The organism is Thiobacillus denitrificans DSM 12475, from assembly GCF_000376425.1.
Lineage (GTDB): Bacteria > Pseudomonadota > Gammaproteobacteria > Burkholderiales > Thiobacillaceae > Thiobacillus > Thiobacillus denitrificans.
The window spans coordinates 55,515-70,781 of record NZ_AQWL01000011.1; the positions used below are offsets into that span (position 1 = coordinate 55,515).

Here is a 15,267-nt window from a genome sequence, read left to right on the forward strand (position 1 = left end):
CTTCATGTCTTGCGGCAACCGGCATGATGCCCGATACACGCGAAAAATGGTTCGCAGCGCTAGAATGACCGGACACACTTTGCACCGACAGCCATGAGCGTAGACGACTTCCATTCATCCCGCATCGTCGGCGGCGGCATCAATACCCGCGAATCCGATCAGCCCGTGGCGGTGACGCAAATGCTGGGCATCGCCAGCAGCAGCCCGGTTCGCGAGGAAGCCCTGCGGGAGCGTTTCCTGTCGTTCGATCCCCTGTTCGATGCCGCTTCCAGCCTGGTCGCCCACCAGCTGGTGCTGCGCGGACGCACTGCGGGTGCCGATGCGCCGCCCGAACTCCGGCAAATGGACGAGGACATGTTGCTGACCGGCCTGTATTCGCTGACGCAGGACGGCCTGACCAGTGAATTGCCCCTGCTGGTGCGGATCAGCGCCGACGTGCTGTTCAGCGACATCCCGCAGCAACTCGATCACCGCCAGCTGATCTGGTGCGTAAGCCTTGATAACGAACAGCATTTGGCGCGCGCCCTCGCCCTGCAGGACGCCGGACTGACGTTCTGCCCCAGCCTCGACCGCAACCACGCGATGGTGCAGGACAGCGCTTCCGCCTGGCGCTATCTGGCCTGCCGCGCCGACGATATTCCACCCGCGGTGTCTGCGCGCCTGATCGTGGAAGGGGTACGGCACACCCATTCCCAGGCACGCTGGCCTGCAAACGCCTGGTTCAAAGGCAGCCTGTTTTCGGGCGACACCCAGCCTGCCGCCCATACCCACGAGCAGGCCGTACAACTCGACTTGCTGGCGATCGCGCTGCGTCATTCGCTCGATACGCTGATCCAGTTTTTCCGGCTGAACCCGGACATGGCGCCACGTCTGCTCGCGATCGCCAATTCGCCGGTCGGTGGTCTGAGCCGCCCCGCCGAATCGGCCGCTCATGCACTGGTCATGCTGGGCCCCCAGCGCGCCGCCCGCGTGGCGATACTGCTGGCCCTGACCGGCAGGCAGCCTGGCGAAGCCACGCGCAACTATGCCGTGACCGCGCTCACGCGCGCACTCTTCATGGGCAAAGTCACGCGTCTGGGCGCGCCGGCCGAGAGCGCTGCCGCCGCATTCGAGATCGGCCTGCTGTCGGCCGCCCCCCATGCGCTGTCGCTATCGCTAGAGGCGCTGATCCGCAAGCTGGGGCTGGCGGCGACCAGCGTGCGGGCCTTGAGCGCACACCCCTCCCCCGAAGGCGCCATGCTGCAACTGGCGCACGCCTGTGAAAACAACGATGCCGGGATACTGGCCCACTATGCGCAGCAGCTGGATATCCCGTTGCATCAGATTTCGGTGGCCTACCTGGATGCCCTGATCGCGGCCTCGGCGCTCGACACAGCATTGCATTGAAGCAGCGTAAAATGGCGATTTTTGTCCGCACGCCTGTTCCATGCACCCCACCCTGGTTTTCGACATTGAAACGATCCCCGACCTTGCCGGATTCGCCGCGGCCAACGGCCTGATCGAAGCGGCCCTCCCGCACGCCGAACTCGCCGAACTGGCACTGCTGAACCGTCGCCAGAAAACCGGCGGCGACTTCATGCCGCACCACCTGCACCGCATCGTCGCCATTTCCTGCGTGCTGAGGAGCGGCGACCAGCTCCGCGTGTGGTCGCTCGGCGAGCCCGACAGCAGCGAGGCCGAACTGATCCAGCGCTTCTACGACGGCATCGAGCGCTACACCCCGCAGCTGGTGTCGTGGAACGGCGGCGGCTTCGACCTGCCGGTGCTGCACTATCGCAGCCTGATCCATGGCGTGACGGCGGCACGCTACTGGGACTGGGGCGACGACGACAAGGATTTCAAGTGGAATAACTATCTGGGCCGCTACCACACCCGCCATCTGGATTTGATGGACGTGCTGGCGATGTACCAGCCGCGCGCCAACGCGCCGCTCGACCAGATGGCCAAGTTGTGCGGCTTTCCCGGCAAGCTCGGAATGGACGGCTCGAAAGTGCTGGACGCCTTTCAGCAAGGGGAAATCGAGGCCATCCGCAATTACTGCGAAACCGACGTGATGAACACCTGGCTGGTCTATCTGCGCTTCCAGAAAATACGCGGCACGCTCTCCGAGTCGGCCTACGCCGCCGAGATCGAACGTGCGCGCAGCACCGTGCAAGCCCATTCTGCCCCGCACTGGCAGGAATTCCTGGCAGCCTGGGCATGAACCCCATCGTCGACATTCTCTCTCTCGATCACGAAGGCCATGGCGTGGCGCGCATCGACGGCAAGGTCACCTTCGTCGACGGCGCCCTGGCGGGCGAACGCGCGGAAATCTCAGTCTATCGCAAGCATGCCAAATACAATTCGGCCAACGCGGTCGCCATCCTCAGCGCCAGCGCCCAGCGCGCCGAGCCGCGCTGCCGCTATTTCGGCCGTTGCGGCGGCTGTTCGATGCAGCATCTGGAGGCCAGCGCCCAGGTTGCTGCCAAGCAGCGCGTGCTGGAAGAAAGCCTCGCCCGCATCGGCAAAGTCCGCCCCGACGTCATCCTGCCCGCCCTGCATGGCCCCAGTTGGGGCTATCGCCACCGCGCCCGGCTATCGTCGCGCCTGGTCGACAAGAAAGGCGGGGTGCTGGTCGGCTTCCACGAAAAACGTTCCAGCTTCATTGCCGACATGGCGAGCTGCGAGATCCTCACTCCCGATGTCTCGGCGCTGATCCAGCCGCTGCGCGAGTTGATCGTGCAGCTGTCGAACGCCGACCGCACCCCGCAGATCGAGGTTGCGGTCGGCGAACACGTCACCGTGCTGGTGTTCCGCCTGCTTGAGCCATGGAATGACGAGGACGCCGCCAAAGTGCGCAGTTTCGCCGAACGCCACCGCGTGCAGGTGTGGGAGCAGAAAAAAGGCCCCGATACCGCGCGCCCGTTCTGGCCGGACATTGCGCCCGAACTCAGCTACACCCTGCCAGAGTTCGGTCTCGTCATGCCTTTCAGGCCGACCGAATTCACCCAGGTCAACACCGCCATCAACCGCGCCCTGGTCGGCCGCGCCCTGCGCCTGCTGCAGCCCCGCGCCGGCGAGCGCATCGCTGACCTGTTCTGCGGCCTGGGCAATTTCACCCTGCCGATCGCCCGCAGCGGCGCCGAGGTGCTCGGCATCGAGGGCAGTGCCGACCTGGTTGCCCGCGCGCGTGAAAACGCCCTGCGCAACCACCTGCCCAATGCCCGCTTCGCGGTCGACAACCTGTTCGAGATGACGCCGGAAAAATTCGCCGCCCTTGGACATTTCGACAAATTGCTGATCGATCCACCGCGTTCCGGTGCCATCGAGGTCGTCAAATCCCTGCCCGACAGCGGTGGGCCGCAACGCATCGTCTATGTCTCGTGCGATCCCGCCACGCTGGCGCGCGACGCCGAGGTGCTGGTGCACCTCAAGGGCTACCGGATCGAAGCGGCAGGCGTCGCCAACATGTTCCCGCACACCGCGCACGTGGAGTCGATAGCGCTTTTCCAGCGCTAATCCATTAAACTCACGCGCTTAACTCATTATCGAAAAACATGGCACTCATCGTACAAAAATACGGCGGCAGCTCGGTCGCCAATGTCGAACGCATCCGCGCAGTGGCCGAACGCGTGGCCAAATTCAAGATGCTCGGTCATCAGGTGGTGGTGGTGCTCTCGGCCATGTCGGGCGAGACCAATCGGCTGATTGCGCTGGCCAAACAGATCCAGTCCACCCCCGACCCGCGCGAGCTGGACGTGATGGTATCCACCGGCGAACAGGTCACCATCGCCCTGCTGGCGATGGCGCTGAAAGACCTGGGCCTGAAAGCGAAAAGCTACACCGGCGCACAGGTGCGCATCCTCACCGACAATGCCTTCACCAAGGCGCGCATTCTGTCGATCGACGAATCCAGAATGCGCGCCGACCTGGACTCCGGCCACGTGGTCGTGGTCGCCGGCTTCCAGGGAGTCGACGAACAGGGCAACACCACCACGCTGGGGCGCGGCGGCTCCGATACCACCGGCGTGGCGCTGGCAGCCGCGCTCAAGGCCGACGAATGCCAGATCTACACCGATGTCGATGGCGTCTACACCACCGATCCGCGCATCGTGCCCGAGGCACGCCGGCTGAAGACCATCACCTTCGAGGAAATGCTGGAAATGGCGAGCCTCGGCTCCAAGGTGCTGCAGATCCGCTCGGTCGAGTTTGCCGGCAAATACAAGGTCAAACTGCGGGTGCTGTCCAGCTTTCAGGACGAAGGCGACGGCACCCTCATCACATTCGAGGAAGACGACAACATGGAACAGGCCATCATCTCCGGCATTGCATTCAACCGCGACGAAGCCAAGATCACCGTGGTCGGCGTGCCCGATCATCCCGGCATCGCCTACCAGATCCTCGGCCCGGTGGCCGATGCCAACATCGACGTCGACATGATCGTGCAGAACGTGGGGCACACCAATACCACCGACTTCACCTTCACCGTACACCGCAACGACTTCGCCAAGGCGATGGATATCGTCAAGGTGACCGCGGCCAGCATTGGCGCGCGCGAGGTCACCGGTGACGACAAGATCGCCAAAATCTCCATCGTCGGCGTCGGCATGCGCTCGCACGTCGGCATTGCCCGCAAGATGTTCGAGACCCTGTCGGTCGAAAACATCAACCTGCAGATGATCTCCACATCCGAGATCAAAATCTCCGTCGTGGTCGAAGACAAATACATGGAACTTGCCGTGCGCGCACTGCACCAGGCGTTCGAGCTGGATAAAGCCACGGCCTGAGGTGGCGTTTGCCCGCGCATTCCGCTACAATGCGCGGCGGTTCGGAGACGTGGCCGAGTGGTTGAAGGTACTCCCCTGCTAAGGGAGCATGCGGGCTTAAACCTGCATCGAGGGTTCGAATCCCTCCGTCTCCGCCAAAACCCCATATCAGCAAGACTCAAAAAGCCTCACCCGCCCATGTAACTCAAGGGTTTCACAAAAAAGCTTGACTCACACCGCCTCATCCATAACCATCAAATCTCAGTCCGATTGATGGGAAAATAGATGGGCAGGAAAACCGTAGCACCCCTTAGCGTCAAAGAAGTCATCAAGAAGGCGAAGACCCCCGGCTTTCATGCCGTTGGTGGCACGGCTGGCCTGTACCTTAAAGTCACCGACGAAGGCGCGCGGTCATGGCTGCTGCGCTACAGCTTTAACGGCAAGCGGCGCGACATGGGGCTTGGGTCTTTCGACGATGTGACCCTTGAAGCCGCCCGAACCAAGGCGCAAGAATGGCGCGGGAAGGCCAAGACAGGGATAGACCCCATCGCAGCGCGCCGCCAGACAGCCGCCACCGACAAAGCAGACGCCGCCAAGGGCACCACCTTTGCCGAGTGCGCACAGGCCTTCATCTCAATGAAGGGCACCGAATGGAAGAACCTCAAGCATCGCCAGCAATGGGAAAACACCCTCACCACCTACGCCTACCCATCAATCGGGGCGCTTCCGGTGGGTCAGGTTGATACAGACAAGGTCTTGGCTGTGCTGACTCAGCCAGTCAAGGTTTTGGGCGCGCATTACCCGCTGTGGAACGCGAAGACCGAGACCGCCACACGCCTGCGTGGACGCATCGAGAATATTCTCGACTGGGCAGCCGCGAAGCCGCGTGAGTACCGCAGTGGTGACAATCCTGCGCGATGGGCTGGCCATCTTGAGAACTCACTGCCAGACCCCAATAGAATCAGGACTGTGAAGAATCATGCCGCCCTGCCCCATAAAGAGCTTGGGCTGTTCATGACGCGGCTGGTCAAGATTGATGGAATGGGGTCTCGGGCGCTGGAATTCGCCATCCTGACCGCCGCCCGATCTGGTGAGGTGCGCGGCGCGACATGGTCTGAGATCGACTTTGATGCTGCCGTCTGGACTGTGCCGGCCAAACGCATGAAGGGTGGAATAGAGCATCGTGTCCCACTGTCCGGACGGGCAATCCAGCTACTCATGAGGACACCCCGCTACGAGGGCACAGACCTGATTTTCCCCGGAATGTTAAATCAGCCGTTGTCAGATATGAGCCTAACAGCCGTTCTCCGTCGCATGGCCGACAAGGGCTTGGTTTCTGCCGGCCTGACTGTTCACGGCTTCCGTTCGACGTTTCGGACATGGGTTTCCGATACCGAGCGATCCGGTGACGCAGCGGAACGTGCGCTCGCCCACAAGCCCCCGACCAAGCTTGCGCAGGCATACGACAGGACGGACATGTTCGAGCCGCGCCGCAAGTTGATGAACGAGTGGGCGAATTTTTGCGACTTGGCGGTTCTTGAGGCCGCAAGGACAAGCCCACCAGTCTGGACACCGCCGTAAAAGCCATTTCCCGGCACATCATCATGATCAGCGCTTCGAAGAACAAGGTAAATCCACTGAGCCGGCCCACCCAATCCGGTTCGACCTGACGAATGCTGCCATCGGACAAGCGCATTCGCGTAACCACGCGCTGCTGCGCAGACCGAAGGGCTGGCGTCTGCCTGATGATGCTTTCATGGGCAATGGCGGCTTACTGATCATAAAGCTGCCGGTGGAGAGAATCTGATGTCGGCCCGCTTCTGTTAAGGGTTGTACGATGCCTGCCCTCACCCGCAGGCCTGACAGTACGCGAGCGAGCCAGGCGGGCAGGCGTCGGACAAGCCTCGAGGGAGGAAACCGCGGGATGCACCGATGGCGGCTGGGGAGCCTACCGGTCTATGGGGATTTGAAGGGTTGCACTCGAGCTGGACGTGGCGATGAGGCGGATCAACTTCTGCTGGGCAGCTGTTCGATATCGCCACCCGGAGCGGATACGCTCAATGATCCGGGATGGTCTCAGGCACCAAACCCCATTATTCCAGCGCAGGGCAAAGCCGTCCGCTATCGGCACTGGACACTGAAGAGCCGACGGTTGGCTGATGCATCGGGAAGCGGTCACGCTCATGGCGCACCTCGAAACGGTGGTGGTGCACGGATCGGTTGCCCGCGCATCAGAACCTCAACCACGATCATCGCTGCCCCACAGTCCGGACAGACAAAGGTCGGCTGAGCAACGTTGGGGGCTGCATCCGTACCCGGGGAATCGGCGTCAGCGTTGGCTACGACGTGAAGCAATTCACGAACCTTCGCCAGGTGATCCCTCCGTCCGCTATTGGCAAGCAGCCCATAGTGGCGGATGCGGTGGAAGCCCCCAGGCAGCACATGCAGCAGGAAGCGCCGCATGAACTCGTCGGCGCTGAGCGTCATGCTCTTGTAGCGCGTCCTGCCCTTGGCCCGGTAATCCTTCCAGCGGAAGCTGACGCCGCGCTCGTCGAGGGCGATCAATCGGCTGTTGGAGATCGCCACCCGATGGGTATAGCGCGACAGATATGCCAGCACCGCCGCCGGCCCGGCAAACGGGCGCTTGGCGTAGACCACCCACTCACATTTCCGCAACGGTTGCAGCCAGTCGGCGAAGACCGTCGCGTCGGCGAGTTGCGCGTAGTCACCGAAGAACTGCAATTGACCGCTGCGATACGCCGTCTCGAGCGCTTCGAGGAAGCGGCGACGAAACAACCGCGACAGCACCCGCACCGGCAGGAAGAAGCCCGGCTTGCATGAGACCCAGCGCGTGCCGTTGGGCGACAGCCCGCCGCCGGGGACGATGCCATGCACGTGGGGATGGTGCGTTAGCGCCGATCCCCACGTGTGCAGCACCAGGGTCACGCCGATGTGCGCGCCCAGATGCTTCGGGTCGGCGGCAATGGTGCGCAGGGTCTCGGCGGCGACCTCGAACAGCAGTGCATAGATCACCGCCTTGTTGGTGTAGGCGATGGCACTGATCGGGGCCGGCAGGGTGAACACCACGTGGTAATAGTCCACCGGCAGCAGATCGGCCTGGCGGGCTTCGAGCCAACGCCGTGCGGCGGTTCCCTGGCATTTCGGGCAATGCCGGTTACGGCAGGAATTGTAGGCGATCTCGGTGTGCTCGCAGGCGTTGCAGTGCAGCACATGTCCCCCCAGCGCCGCGCTGCGGCACTGTTCGATGGCCGACATGACCTTGAGCTGACCCCGGCTCAGGTGGCCACACTCAGCTTGCCGCCAGGCTGGCCCGTGGACACGGAAGATATCCGCGACCTCCAGGGCGCAACGTCCCATGGCCGCGACCTATGCGGGGTGCAGGGTCTCGATGGGACTGACCACCTCGCGCAGGATGTCGGTGGCGACCTGAGCATACAGTGCGGTGGTCTCGAGCTTCTTGTGTCCGAGCAGAACCTGGATCACCCGGATATCCACCTTGGCTTCCAGCAGGTGGGTGGCGAAGCTGTGACGCAGCGTATGCATGGAGACGCGCTTGTCGATGCCCGCTGCGTCTGCTGCGGCATGGATGGCCCGGTTGAGCTGACGGGTGCTGAGCGGGTCGATCGGATCGAGGCCCGGAAACAGCCAGCCGCCATCGAGCATCCTGCCCTGGGCACGCGCGACCCGCCACCAGCTGCGCAGGCGCTTGAGCAGCACCGGCGAGAGCATAGCGTAGCGATCCTTGCCACCCTTGCCCTGTTCAATGCGCAGCGTCATGCGCTGGCTGTCGATGTCGCCAATCTTCAGCGCCACCACCTCGCTAGCGCGCAGTCCTGCGCCGTAGGCGACCGAGAGCGCCGTCTGATGCTTGAGGTTGCCGGCCGCAGCGATCAGGCGCGCCACCTCCTCACGGCTCAATACCACCGGCAGCGTGTGCGGGACATGCACCGGCTGCATCTTGGCCGTCAGCTCGGGATGATCGGCGGTAACGTCGAAGAAGAACTTCAGCCCGGTGATGGCCGCATTGAGCGAGACCGGCGAGATGCCGTGATCGACCAGATACAACTGGTAGTTGCGCAGATCCTCCACGCTGGCGGTGTCGGGCGGCCGGTGCAGATAGCCGGCGAACTGCCGTACGGCGCGCAGATAGTGGCTCTGTGTCTTGGGGGAGAGCTTGCGCATCCGCATGTCGTCGATCATGCGTTGCCGCAGCGGACTGATGGTTTGAGGGGAAGGTTTCATGGCTCGGCTCCTGTCGAAGTACGAGGCGGATTGCCTCATTCCTCAACATAGAAACCGGGGCCTTGGTCTCAACTACCTACCGGCCCCGAGTCGGAGCGCCTACCGCGCGAGCGGTTTAGTCCCCTCGGCCTAAGCGGTCCCTGGGGATCTAAACCCACGACTTCTGCTATGGATTCGTTACCAGCCATTGGACTGCCGGGGAACGCGAACGGCCGCTTTCTATCTCCGCGTCCGCGTGCTATTGCTCTTCCCAGTGTGTCCATCAAACGTGGGGAAGGTCAATCTGAGAGGTCGGGCGTTTTGTTTTACGGTGCCCAAAACTATTGCATTTCATTGTCCTGCGGGGTGTCCACAGGACAACGATGCTTATAGGTCGTTCAGGATGGTACCGTAAGCATCCCCCTTACCTTTCTCGGATTTATGGGTATCACCAGGCTGGTGCGGAGTGTGAGGACCCTTGTCCAACAGGACCGAGCCGTAAGTATCACCACTGCCCTTGGCGGCTGCGTGCATGTCACCCGGTTGGTGCGGAAAATGGCTGTCATGCATATTGAGAATGCTGTCCTTCAGATCAGGGTTGCCGTCCATGTCATGTGCGAATACGGGGGAGAATACGACAACCAGAGCAACAGAGCTGATAAAAGAGTGAATGCGTTTCATGATCGATTCCTATTGAAATTGAGATAAACATCACCGCTTGTGATGTTGGAGCCAGTATGGTTTGGCAACTTCAACGGGAACCTGATGCAGGGATTACAAATGCGTCATCCGTAATGAGTAGCATGTTTTTGTGCATGCCTTCCACTGCGGGATTAATTCTCCTGGCTTGACTGTCATCGGCTCGATGGATGGGCCACCTCTATTTGCACCTTGTGTTCCCTCGTTGCAAGGAGCGCGCAGTGAGGCTGTTATGACGGTTATCTTCACTGTAGAACTGGGCTGCCCCGGGGCAGCCCACTCGTAGACCTTGAGTATTTACCGAACACGGGGCAGTCCAAAACTGTTATTTGGACCTCATTCCATTAACGTAGGTAATGTGATTTGAAACCGCGTCATTTCGTTGCTGGACGTTACGGAAATTGATCCGCCATGTGCACTCACGATGGATTTGACAATTGCAAGGCCTAAGCCTGCGCCATCCCCTTTGCGTTGACGTGATGGGTCAACGCGGTAGAAGCGATCGAACAGTCTTGGAAGATGTTGTTCCGGAATTTTCATGCCGGGATTCTCGACGGATAAGGTGGCTTTATCCATGTGGCTTTCCAGAAACACCCGCACGGTTTGACCGGGCGGCGTGTGCCGTATGGCGTTCGATATGAGGTTGCTGAGCGCACGTCGCAACATTAGCCGGTCGCCGGATACGACAGCTGACCCTGCTTTAGCAAGTGAAACAGCGCGTTCTTCTGCCCAAGCCTCGAAATAATCGAATAAGTCTTGTGCTTCACTGGCCAGGTTTACCTTTTCCATCCCCGGTTTGATAAGGTGATTGTCGGTCTGGGCCAGATAGAGCATATCGCTAACCATCTGGGCCATGCGTTCATATTCTTCCAAACTGGAGTACAGAGTTTCCTTGTACTCGTCCTTGTTGCGTGCACTGGAAAGGGCTACCTGGGTTTGGGTCATCAGATTGGAAATGGGGGTGCGCAACTCGTGTGCGATGTTGGACGAAAAATCGGACAGCCGCCGGAACGAATCATCCAGCCGGGCCAACATGGCATTAAAAGCAGTCGCAAGAGGCTTAAGTTCGGGAGGCAAGCCTGAAGTCGGTAGGCGGTCCGACAGATGTTCGGCGGACATGCCACCCACCATGTAAGTGACCTGGCGCAAGGGGGAAAGGCCCCATCGAGTAGCAATCCATCCCAGGCAGGCTGTGGCGAAAGCAGCCAGCGCGATGGCAATGGCCAGAACTGATCGGAAGTTGCTTATGAAGCGCTCATGATGCTGGATGTCCTGCGCCACGACCACGGTGTAGGGCTTGTCACTGCCAGTGTTAATTGTCATGGCCATGCTCCGGTAGCCTCTCCCGGCCTGCGTCCATTCCTGCAAGGTGCCTGGTGTGCAGCCTGATGATAGGGTTTGGCAGGCTTGCAGCAATGTGCGCGGGAAATCTGCACCCGGTGTAGCGAACCAGGTATCCCCTGCTGTATCCGTCACTACCACTGCAAGACCCGGGTGACCGACCAGGGCGTCATCAAGTTGCTGTGGCAGAAGGTCCAGCTTCTGCTGGCTATAGGCATGCTTGAACAAATTCTGAATGAGTTCCAGCTTGCCATTGAGTTCGTGTCGATCTTCTTCCTTGAAATGGGTCTCCACCACTTGCGTCAGGAAAAATCCCGTCGTCAGCAATACCAGGGAAGCAGCCACCGCGAAAAGCAGGCTGATCCGGGTGGTCAGTGAGAAAGTTTTCAAGTTGCGGTGCCTTCCTGGGTGGACTCCAGCACGTAGCCCATCCCCCGCACGGTGTGGATGAGTTTGATCTCATGATCATTATCGATCTTGAGCCGCAATCTGCGTACCGCGACATCGATGACATTGGTATCGGAATCGAAATTCATGTCCCAGACCTGGGAGGCGATCAGACTGCGCGGCAGGACTTCGCCCTGTCGGCGCAGGAATAATTCCAGAAGGGCAAATTCCTTGGCCGTGAGTTCGATCTTGTGGCCCGCACGCATCGCGCGTCGCCGCAGCAGATCCAGTTCCAGATCGGCAGCCTTGAGCACGGTTGATTCCAGGCTGGCATGTCCCCGGCGAACCAGGCTGCGTACCCGGGCCAGCAGTTCGGCGAAAGCAAAGGGCTTCACCAAATAGTCGTCGGCCCCCATCTCCAGGCCCTTGACCCGGTCTTCCACCTGGTCGCGCGCCGTCAGAAACAGCACCGGCATGTCGATTCCGGCCCGGCGCACGCCTTCCAGAACCTGCCAACCATTAAGCCCCGGCAACATTACATCCAGAATTATCAGGTCGTAGTGGCCTGCCTTCGCGAGTTCCAGTCCCTCCCACCCATCACGGGCCAGGTCCGTAACGAAACCGGCCTCGGTGAGGCCTTGCTTCAGGTAATCGCCCGTCTTGGGCTCGTCTTCGACGATCAGGATTTTCATGGTGGGAGCGTCAGGGTGGATGCAAGCATCCTGCCACAGCTTGCGCTCAGCGTGGTGCGCATTACAGATTTGTAATCCATTTGTCAGTTTGATGTTGGGTGCGCGATTGCAAGATACGGGCATTGCTGATGTGGCCAGAGTTCTGCTGGCCAAGAGCGAGACCTCACTTAATAAAACCGGCCTTAAACGCTGACTCGATAGGCTAGACCTGTCCCTAGCCGAAGCTAAACGTCTTTTCAGATTGGAGTGCAGTCCCACATGAAACCTTTTTCCTCACATGCTTTGTCGGTTCCGAATTTTCCGCGTCGTCGATTTGTTCAAGGCCTGGCGGCGGGTGGCGTACTGCTTGGCCTGTCGACGGTCGCCAAACCGGGCTGGGCGAGTGCCGCTGAGCGGGCCGGCAGCAGCGCACCGGTGCTCACCGGCACCGAGTTCGATCTGGTCGTCGCCGAATCGCCGGTCAATTTCACCGGCAACGCGCGCATGGCCACCACCATCAATGGCTCGATACCGGCGCCCACGTTGCGCATGCGGGAGGGCGATACGGTCACGATACGCGTCACCAACAAGTTGCGCGTGCCCACGTCCGTTCACTGGCACGGCATCATCCTGCCTTACCAGATGGACGGTGTGCCGGGGATCAGTTACAAGGGCATCGCCCCGGGAGAAACCTTCACCTACCGTTTCAAGGTGGGGCAAAGCGGCACCTATTGGTACCACTCGCATTCCGGCTTTCAGGAACAGACCGGCATGTACGGCGCCATCGTCATTGAACCGGCAGCTGGCGAGCGGCTCCGCGTTGACCGTGACTATGTGGTGCAGTTATCCGACTGGACCGACGAAGACCCGATGCGGGTGTTTGCCAAGCTCAAGATGCAGAGCGACTACTACAACTTCAACGAGCCTACCGCGCCAGATTTCTTCCGTGATGTCTCGCGCAACGGCTTCAGGGCTGCACTCGACAACCGCAAGATGTGGAACGAAATGCGCATGAGCCCCACCGATCTGGCGGACATTTCGGCCTACACCTACACTTATCTCATGAACGGCAACGCACCGGACGGTAACTGGACCGGACTGTTCCGGCCGGGTGAGCGCGTGCGCTTGCGCTTTGTCAGCAGCGGCACCCAGAGCTTTTTCGATGTGCGCATCCCGGGCTTGAAAATGTCGGTGGTGCAAACCGACGGACAGGATGTCGAGCCGGTGACGGTGGACGAATTCCGCTGCGGACCGGGTGAAACCTATGACGTGATCGTGGAACCCAGGGACGACGCCTACACGATTTTTGCCCAGTCCATGGATCGCACCGGATACGCCCGCGGCACGCTGGCCGTGCGCGAAGGAATCTCCGCACCCGTGCCGGTACTCGACAAGGTTGAGTGGCTGAGCATGGCTGACATGATGGGTGCGATGGGGGGCGGCATGGGTGACATGGGTGGCATGAACCACGGCGGCATGGCCATGGACCACAGCCAGCACGCCATGCCAGGCATGAATATGGACGGCGGCATGGGTGGCGGCGGCCTGAGCAAGGCGAGCAGCCAGGTACGCCATGCAAAAACCGAATATGGTCCCAGCACCGACATGCGGGTGGATATGCCACGCATGAATCTGGATGACCCCGGCATCGGCCTGCGCAACAACGGCCGGCGTGTCCTGACGCTGGCCGATCTGCACACCATCGGCGGTCCACTCGATGCCCGTGGCGCAGAGCGTGAAATCGAATTGCACCTGACCGGCAACATGGAGCGCTATACCTGGTCGCTCGACGGCCTTGAATTCGGGAAATCTACGCCCGTGCATTTCCGCCAGGGTGAGCGGCTGCGCGTCATTCTTCATAACGACACCATGATGACCCACCCCATGCACCTGCATGGCATGTGGAGCGAACTGGAAAACCCGGACGGCGGTTTCCAGGCACGCCGCCACACCATCCCCGTGCAGCCCGCGCAACGGATCAGTTTCCTCGTCAATGCCGATGCGCCCGGACGCTGGGCCTGGCATTGCCACCTGCTCTATCACATGGATGCGGGCATGTTCCGCGAAGTGGTGGTGGCGTAAGCGATGCAGATGAATCAGAGGAAATCAAAAATGAAACCACGTATGAATTTGCTGGCCGTGTCGCTCGCCGCATTGATTGTTTCGCCGGCATGGGCGCAAACCGAAGCCATGGATCATGGCGCGATGCCCGGGATGAACGTCGACTCCATGGGCCAGGATGCAATGCCCGGCATGGACCACAGCAAGATGAACCACGCTGCCATGCCGGACGCCACCACCGCACAACCTGGCATGAACTCCGACATGTCGGGATCGATGGATGGCATGCAGGGCATGGATCATGGCGAGATGAACATGCAGGGTGGTCCGGCTCCGGCGGATGCGCGTGATCCCCATGCCTATTCGGGTGGATACACGCTCGAATCGGGTCCCTATTCACGCCCCGGACCACGAGAACTGCGCCTGGCCGACGAACACAATTTCGGTGGGTTGCTGATCGACCGACTCGAGTGGACTCATGCCAACGGGGGCGGCAACGCCTCGGCTTATGAAATGCAGGGCTGGTTCGGCCGCGATTACGACCGACTGGTTGTCAAGGCCGAAGGCGATGTGGCCAAGGGAAAACTGGAGGAGGCGCGAACCGAATTGCTGTGGGGACATGCCATTGCCACGTTCTGGGACACCCAGCTGGGCGTGCGCTACGACAGCGGCGCCGGGCCTGATCGCAGCTGGCTGGCGTTAGGGGTTCAAGGCCTCGCACCGTACTGGTTCGAGGTCGATGCGGCCGCCTATGTGGGCGACGCGGGGCGAACTGCGCTGAGGCTGGGGGCGGAATACGAATTGCTGATCACGCAAAAGCTGATTTTGCAGCCACGCATTGAGCTCAATGCGTACGGTAAAAGCGATGCGGCGCGAGGTATCGGATCCGGGCTGTCGGAAGCGCAGGCAGGCTTGCGTCTGCGTTATGAGTTCACGCGCCAGTTTGCCCCGTATATCGGCATCGAGCGGGCCAGCAAGTTGGGCCAGACGGCCGATCTGGCTCGGACAGATGGCGAGAAGACTGGCGAGACACGCTGGGTTGCCGGCGTGCGTTTCTGGTTCTGATCGACTGCCCAGGCAAGCGAAACAAGAAGGGGATGGGCACAAGCTGCCATCCCCTT

General features: G+C 60.9%; 12 protein-coding genes, 1 tRNA gene and 1 pseudogene. 8 read left to right on the top strand and 6 right to left on the bottom strand.

The window, feature by feature from the left end; all coding sequences use genetic code 11:
- Positions 1 to 93 precede the first annotated feature (93 nt).
- The 6 genes from B059_RS0115040 to B059_RS0115065 all read left to right on the top strand — a co-directional run bounded on the left by B059_RS0115040 (position 94) and on the right by B059_RS0115065 (position 6,326).
- The gene (locus tag B059_RS0115040) at positions 94 to 1,386 is read left to right on the top strand and encodes an EAL and HDOD domain-containing protein (RefSeq protein ID WP_018079080.1); all 1,293 of its coding nucleotides are present in this window, start codon (positions 94 to 96) and stop codon (positions 1,384 to 1,386) included.
- Between the two features lie 40 nt (positions 1,387 to 1,426).
- Positions 1,427 to 2,203 carry a 3'-5' exonuclease gene (locus B059_RS0115045; protein WP_018079081.1) on the top strand — a complete coding sequence of 259 codons (777 nt, stop codon included), beginning with the start codon at positions 1,427 to 1,429 and terminating at the stop codon, positions 2,201 to 2,203.
- Positions 2,200 to 3,498: a 23S rRNA (uracil(1939)-C(5))-methyltransferase RlmD gene (gene rlmD, locus B059_RS0115050; RefSeq protein WP_018079082.1), complete on the top strand. Its 1,299-nt coding sequence runs from the start codon at positions 2,200 to 2,202 to the stop codon at positions 3,496 to 3,498. The genes B059_RS0115045 and rlmD overlap by 4 nt, the downstream gene beginning before the upstream one ends.
- Before the next feature lie 38 nt (positions 3,499 to 3,536).
- On the top strand, positions 3,537 to 4,766 hold the full coding sequence (locus tag B059_RS0115055) for an aspartate kinase (RefSeq protein ID WP_018079083.1): 1,230 nt from the start codon (positions 3,537 to 3,539) through the stop codon (positions 4,764 to 4,766).
- Positions 4,767 to 4,809: 43 nt separating this feature from the next.
- A tRNA-Ser gene (locus B059_RS0115060) sits at positions 4,810 to 4,903 on the top strand.
- Between the two features lie 127 nt (positions 4,904 to 5,030).
- Positions 5,031 to 6,326 carry a tyrosine-type recombinase/integrase gene (locus B059_RS0115065; protein ID WP_018079084.1) on the top strand — a complete coding sequence of 432 codons (1,296 nt, stop codon included), beginning with the start codon at positions 5,031 to 5,033 and terminating at the stop codon, positions 6,324 to 6,326.
- Here B059_RS0115065 and B059_RS20435 read toward each other — a convergent pair.
- The 6 genes and pseudogenes from B059_RS20435 to B059_RS0115090 form a co-directional block, all read right to left on the bottom strand.
- A pseudogene (locus B059_RS20435) lies at positions 6,295 to 6,444 on the bottom strand (transposase family protein); the annotation flags it as partial. The gene B059_RS0115065 and the pseudogene B059_RS20435 overlap by 32 nt on opposite strands.
- A 482-nt stretch (positions 6,445 to 6,926) precedes the next feature.
- Positions 6,927 to 8,123, bottom strand: coding sequence for an IS91 family transposase (locus B059_RS0115070; RefSeq protein ID WP_026177568.1), 1,197 nt, complete (start codon positions 8,121 to 8,123; stop codon positions 6,927 to 6,929).
- Between the two features lie 9 nt (positions 8,124 to 8,132).
- Positions 8,133 to 9,008 (bottom strand): tyrosine-type recombinase/integrase, encoded by an 876-nt coding sequence (locus B059_RS0115075; RefSeq protein ID WP_018079086.1) that lies wholly within the window; start codon positions 9,006 to 9,008, stop codon positions 8,133 to 8,135.
- Between the two features lie 366 nt (positions 9,009 to 9,374).
- Positions 9,375 to 9,668, bottom strand: a complete 294-nt coding sequence (locus B059_RS0115080) for a hypothetical protein (RefSeq protein WP_018079087.1) — start codon at positions 9,666 to 9,668, stop codon at positions 9,375 to 9,377.
- Positions 9,669 to 10,022: 354 nt separating this feature from the next.
- A complete protein-coding gene (locus B059_RS0115085) occupies positions 10,023 to 11,417 on the bottom strand; it encodes a heavy metal sensor histidine kinase (RefSeq protein ID WP_018079088.1) in 1,395 nt (464 codons plus the stop codon).
- On the bottom strand, positions 11,414 to 12,106 hold the full coding sequence (locus B059_RS0115090; protein WP_018079089.1) for a heavy metal response regulator transcription factor: 693 nt from the start codon (positions 12,104 to 12,106) through the stop codon (positions 11,414 to 11,416). Before B059_RS0115090 ends, B059_RS0115085 begins: the two co-directional genes overlap by 4 nt.
- 258 nt (positions 12,107 to 12,364) lie before the next feature.
- On the opposite strand from B059_RS0115090, the gene B059_RS0115095 reads away from it, so the two are divergent.
- Both B059_RS0115095 and B059_RS0115100 read left to right on the top strand, forming a co-directional pair.
- Entirely contained in the window at positions 12,365 to 14,167 is a 1,803-nt protein-coding gene (locus B059_RS0115095) for a copper resistance system multicopper oxidase (protein ID WP_051068535.1), read from the top strand.
- Positions 14,168 to 14,197: 30 nt separating this feature from the next.
- Entirely contained in the window at positions 14,198 to 15,211 is a 1,014-nt protein-coding gene (locus B059_RS0115100) for a copper resistance protein B (protein WP_026177569.1), read from the top strand.
- The last annotated feature ends 56 nt before the right edge of the window (positions 15,212 to 15,267 follow it).

What these genes read in the sequence shown, in the direction of transcription:
- B059_RS0115040 (WP_018079080.1), top strand. Translation starts at nt 94, where the DNA reads ATGAGCGTAGACGACTTCCATTCATCCCGCATCGTCGGCGGCGGCATC.
- B059_RS0115045 (WP_018079081.1), top strand. Translation starts at nt 1,427, where the DNA reads ATGCACCCCACCCTGGTTTTCGACATTGAAACGATCCCCGACCTTGCC.
- rlmD (WP_018079082.1), top strand. Translation starts at nt 2,200, where the DNA reads ATGAACCCCATCGTCGACATTCTCTCTCTCGATCACGAAGGCCATGGC.
- B059_RS0115055 (WP_018079083.1), top strand. Translation starts at nt 3,537, where the DNA reads ATGGCACTCATCGTACAAAAATACGGCGGCAGCTCGGTCGCCAATGTC.
- B059_RS0115065 (WP_018079084.1), top strand. Translation starts at nt 5,031, where the DNA reads ATGGGCAGGAAAACCGTAGCACCCCTTAGCGTCAAAGAAGTCATCAAG.
- B059_RS0115070 (WP_026177568.1), bottom strand. Translation starts at nt 8,123, where the DNA reads ATGGGACGTTGCGCCCTGGAGGTCGCGGATATCTTCCGTGTCCACGGG.
- B059_RS0115075 (WP_018079086.1), bottom strand. Translation starts at nt 9,008, where the DNA reads ATGAAACCTTCCCCTCAAACCATCAGTCCGCTGCGGCAACGCATGATC.
- B059_RS0115080 (WP_018079087.1), bottom strand. Translation starts at nt 9,668, where the DNA reads ATGAAACGCATTCACTCTTTTATCAGCTCTGTTGCTCTGGTTGTCGTA.
- B059_RS0115090 (WP_018079089.1), bottom strand. Translation starts at nt 12,106, where the DNA reads ATGAAAATCCTGATCGTCGAAGACGAGCCCAAGACGGGCGATTACCTG.
- B059_RS0115095 (WP_051068535.1), top strand. Translation starts at nt 12,365, where the DNA reads ATGAAACCTTTTTCCTCACATGCTTTGTCGGTTCCGAATTTTCCGCGT.
- B059_RS0115100 (WP_026177569.1), top strand. Translation starts at nt 14,198, where the DNA reads ATGAAACCACGTATGAATTTGCTGGCCGTGTCGCTCGCCGCATTGATT.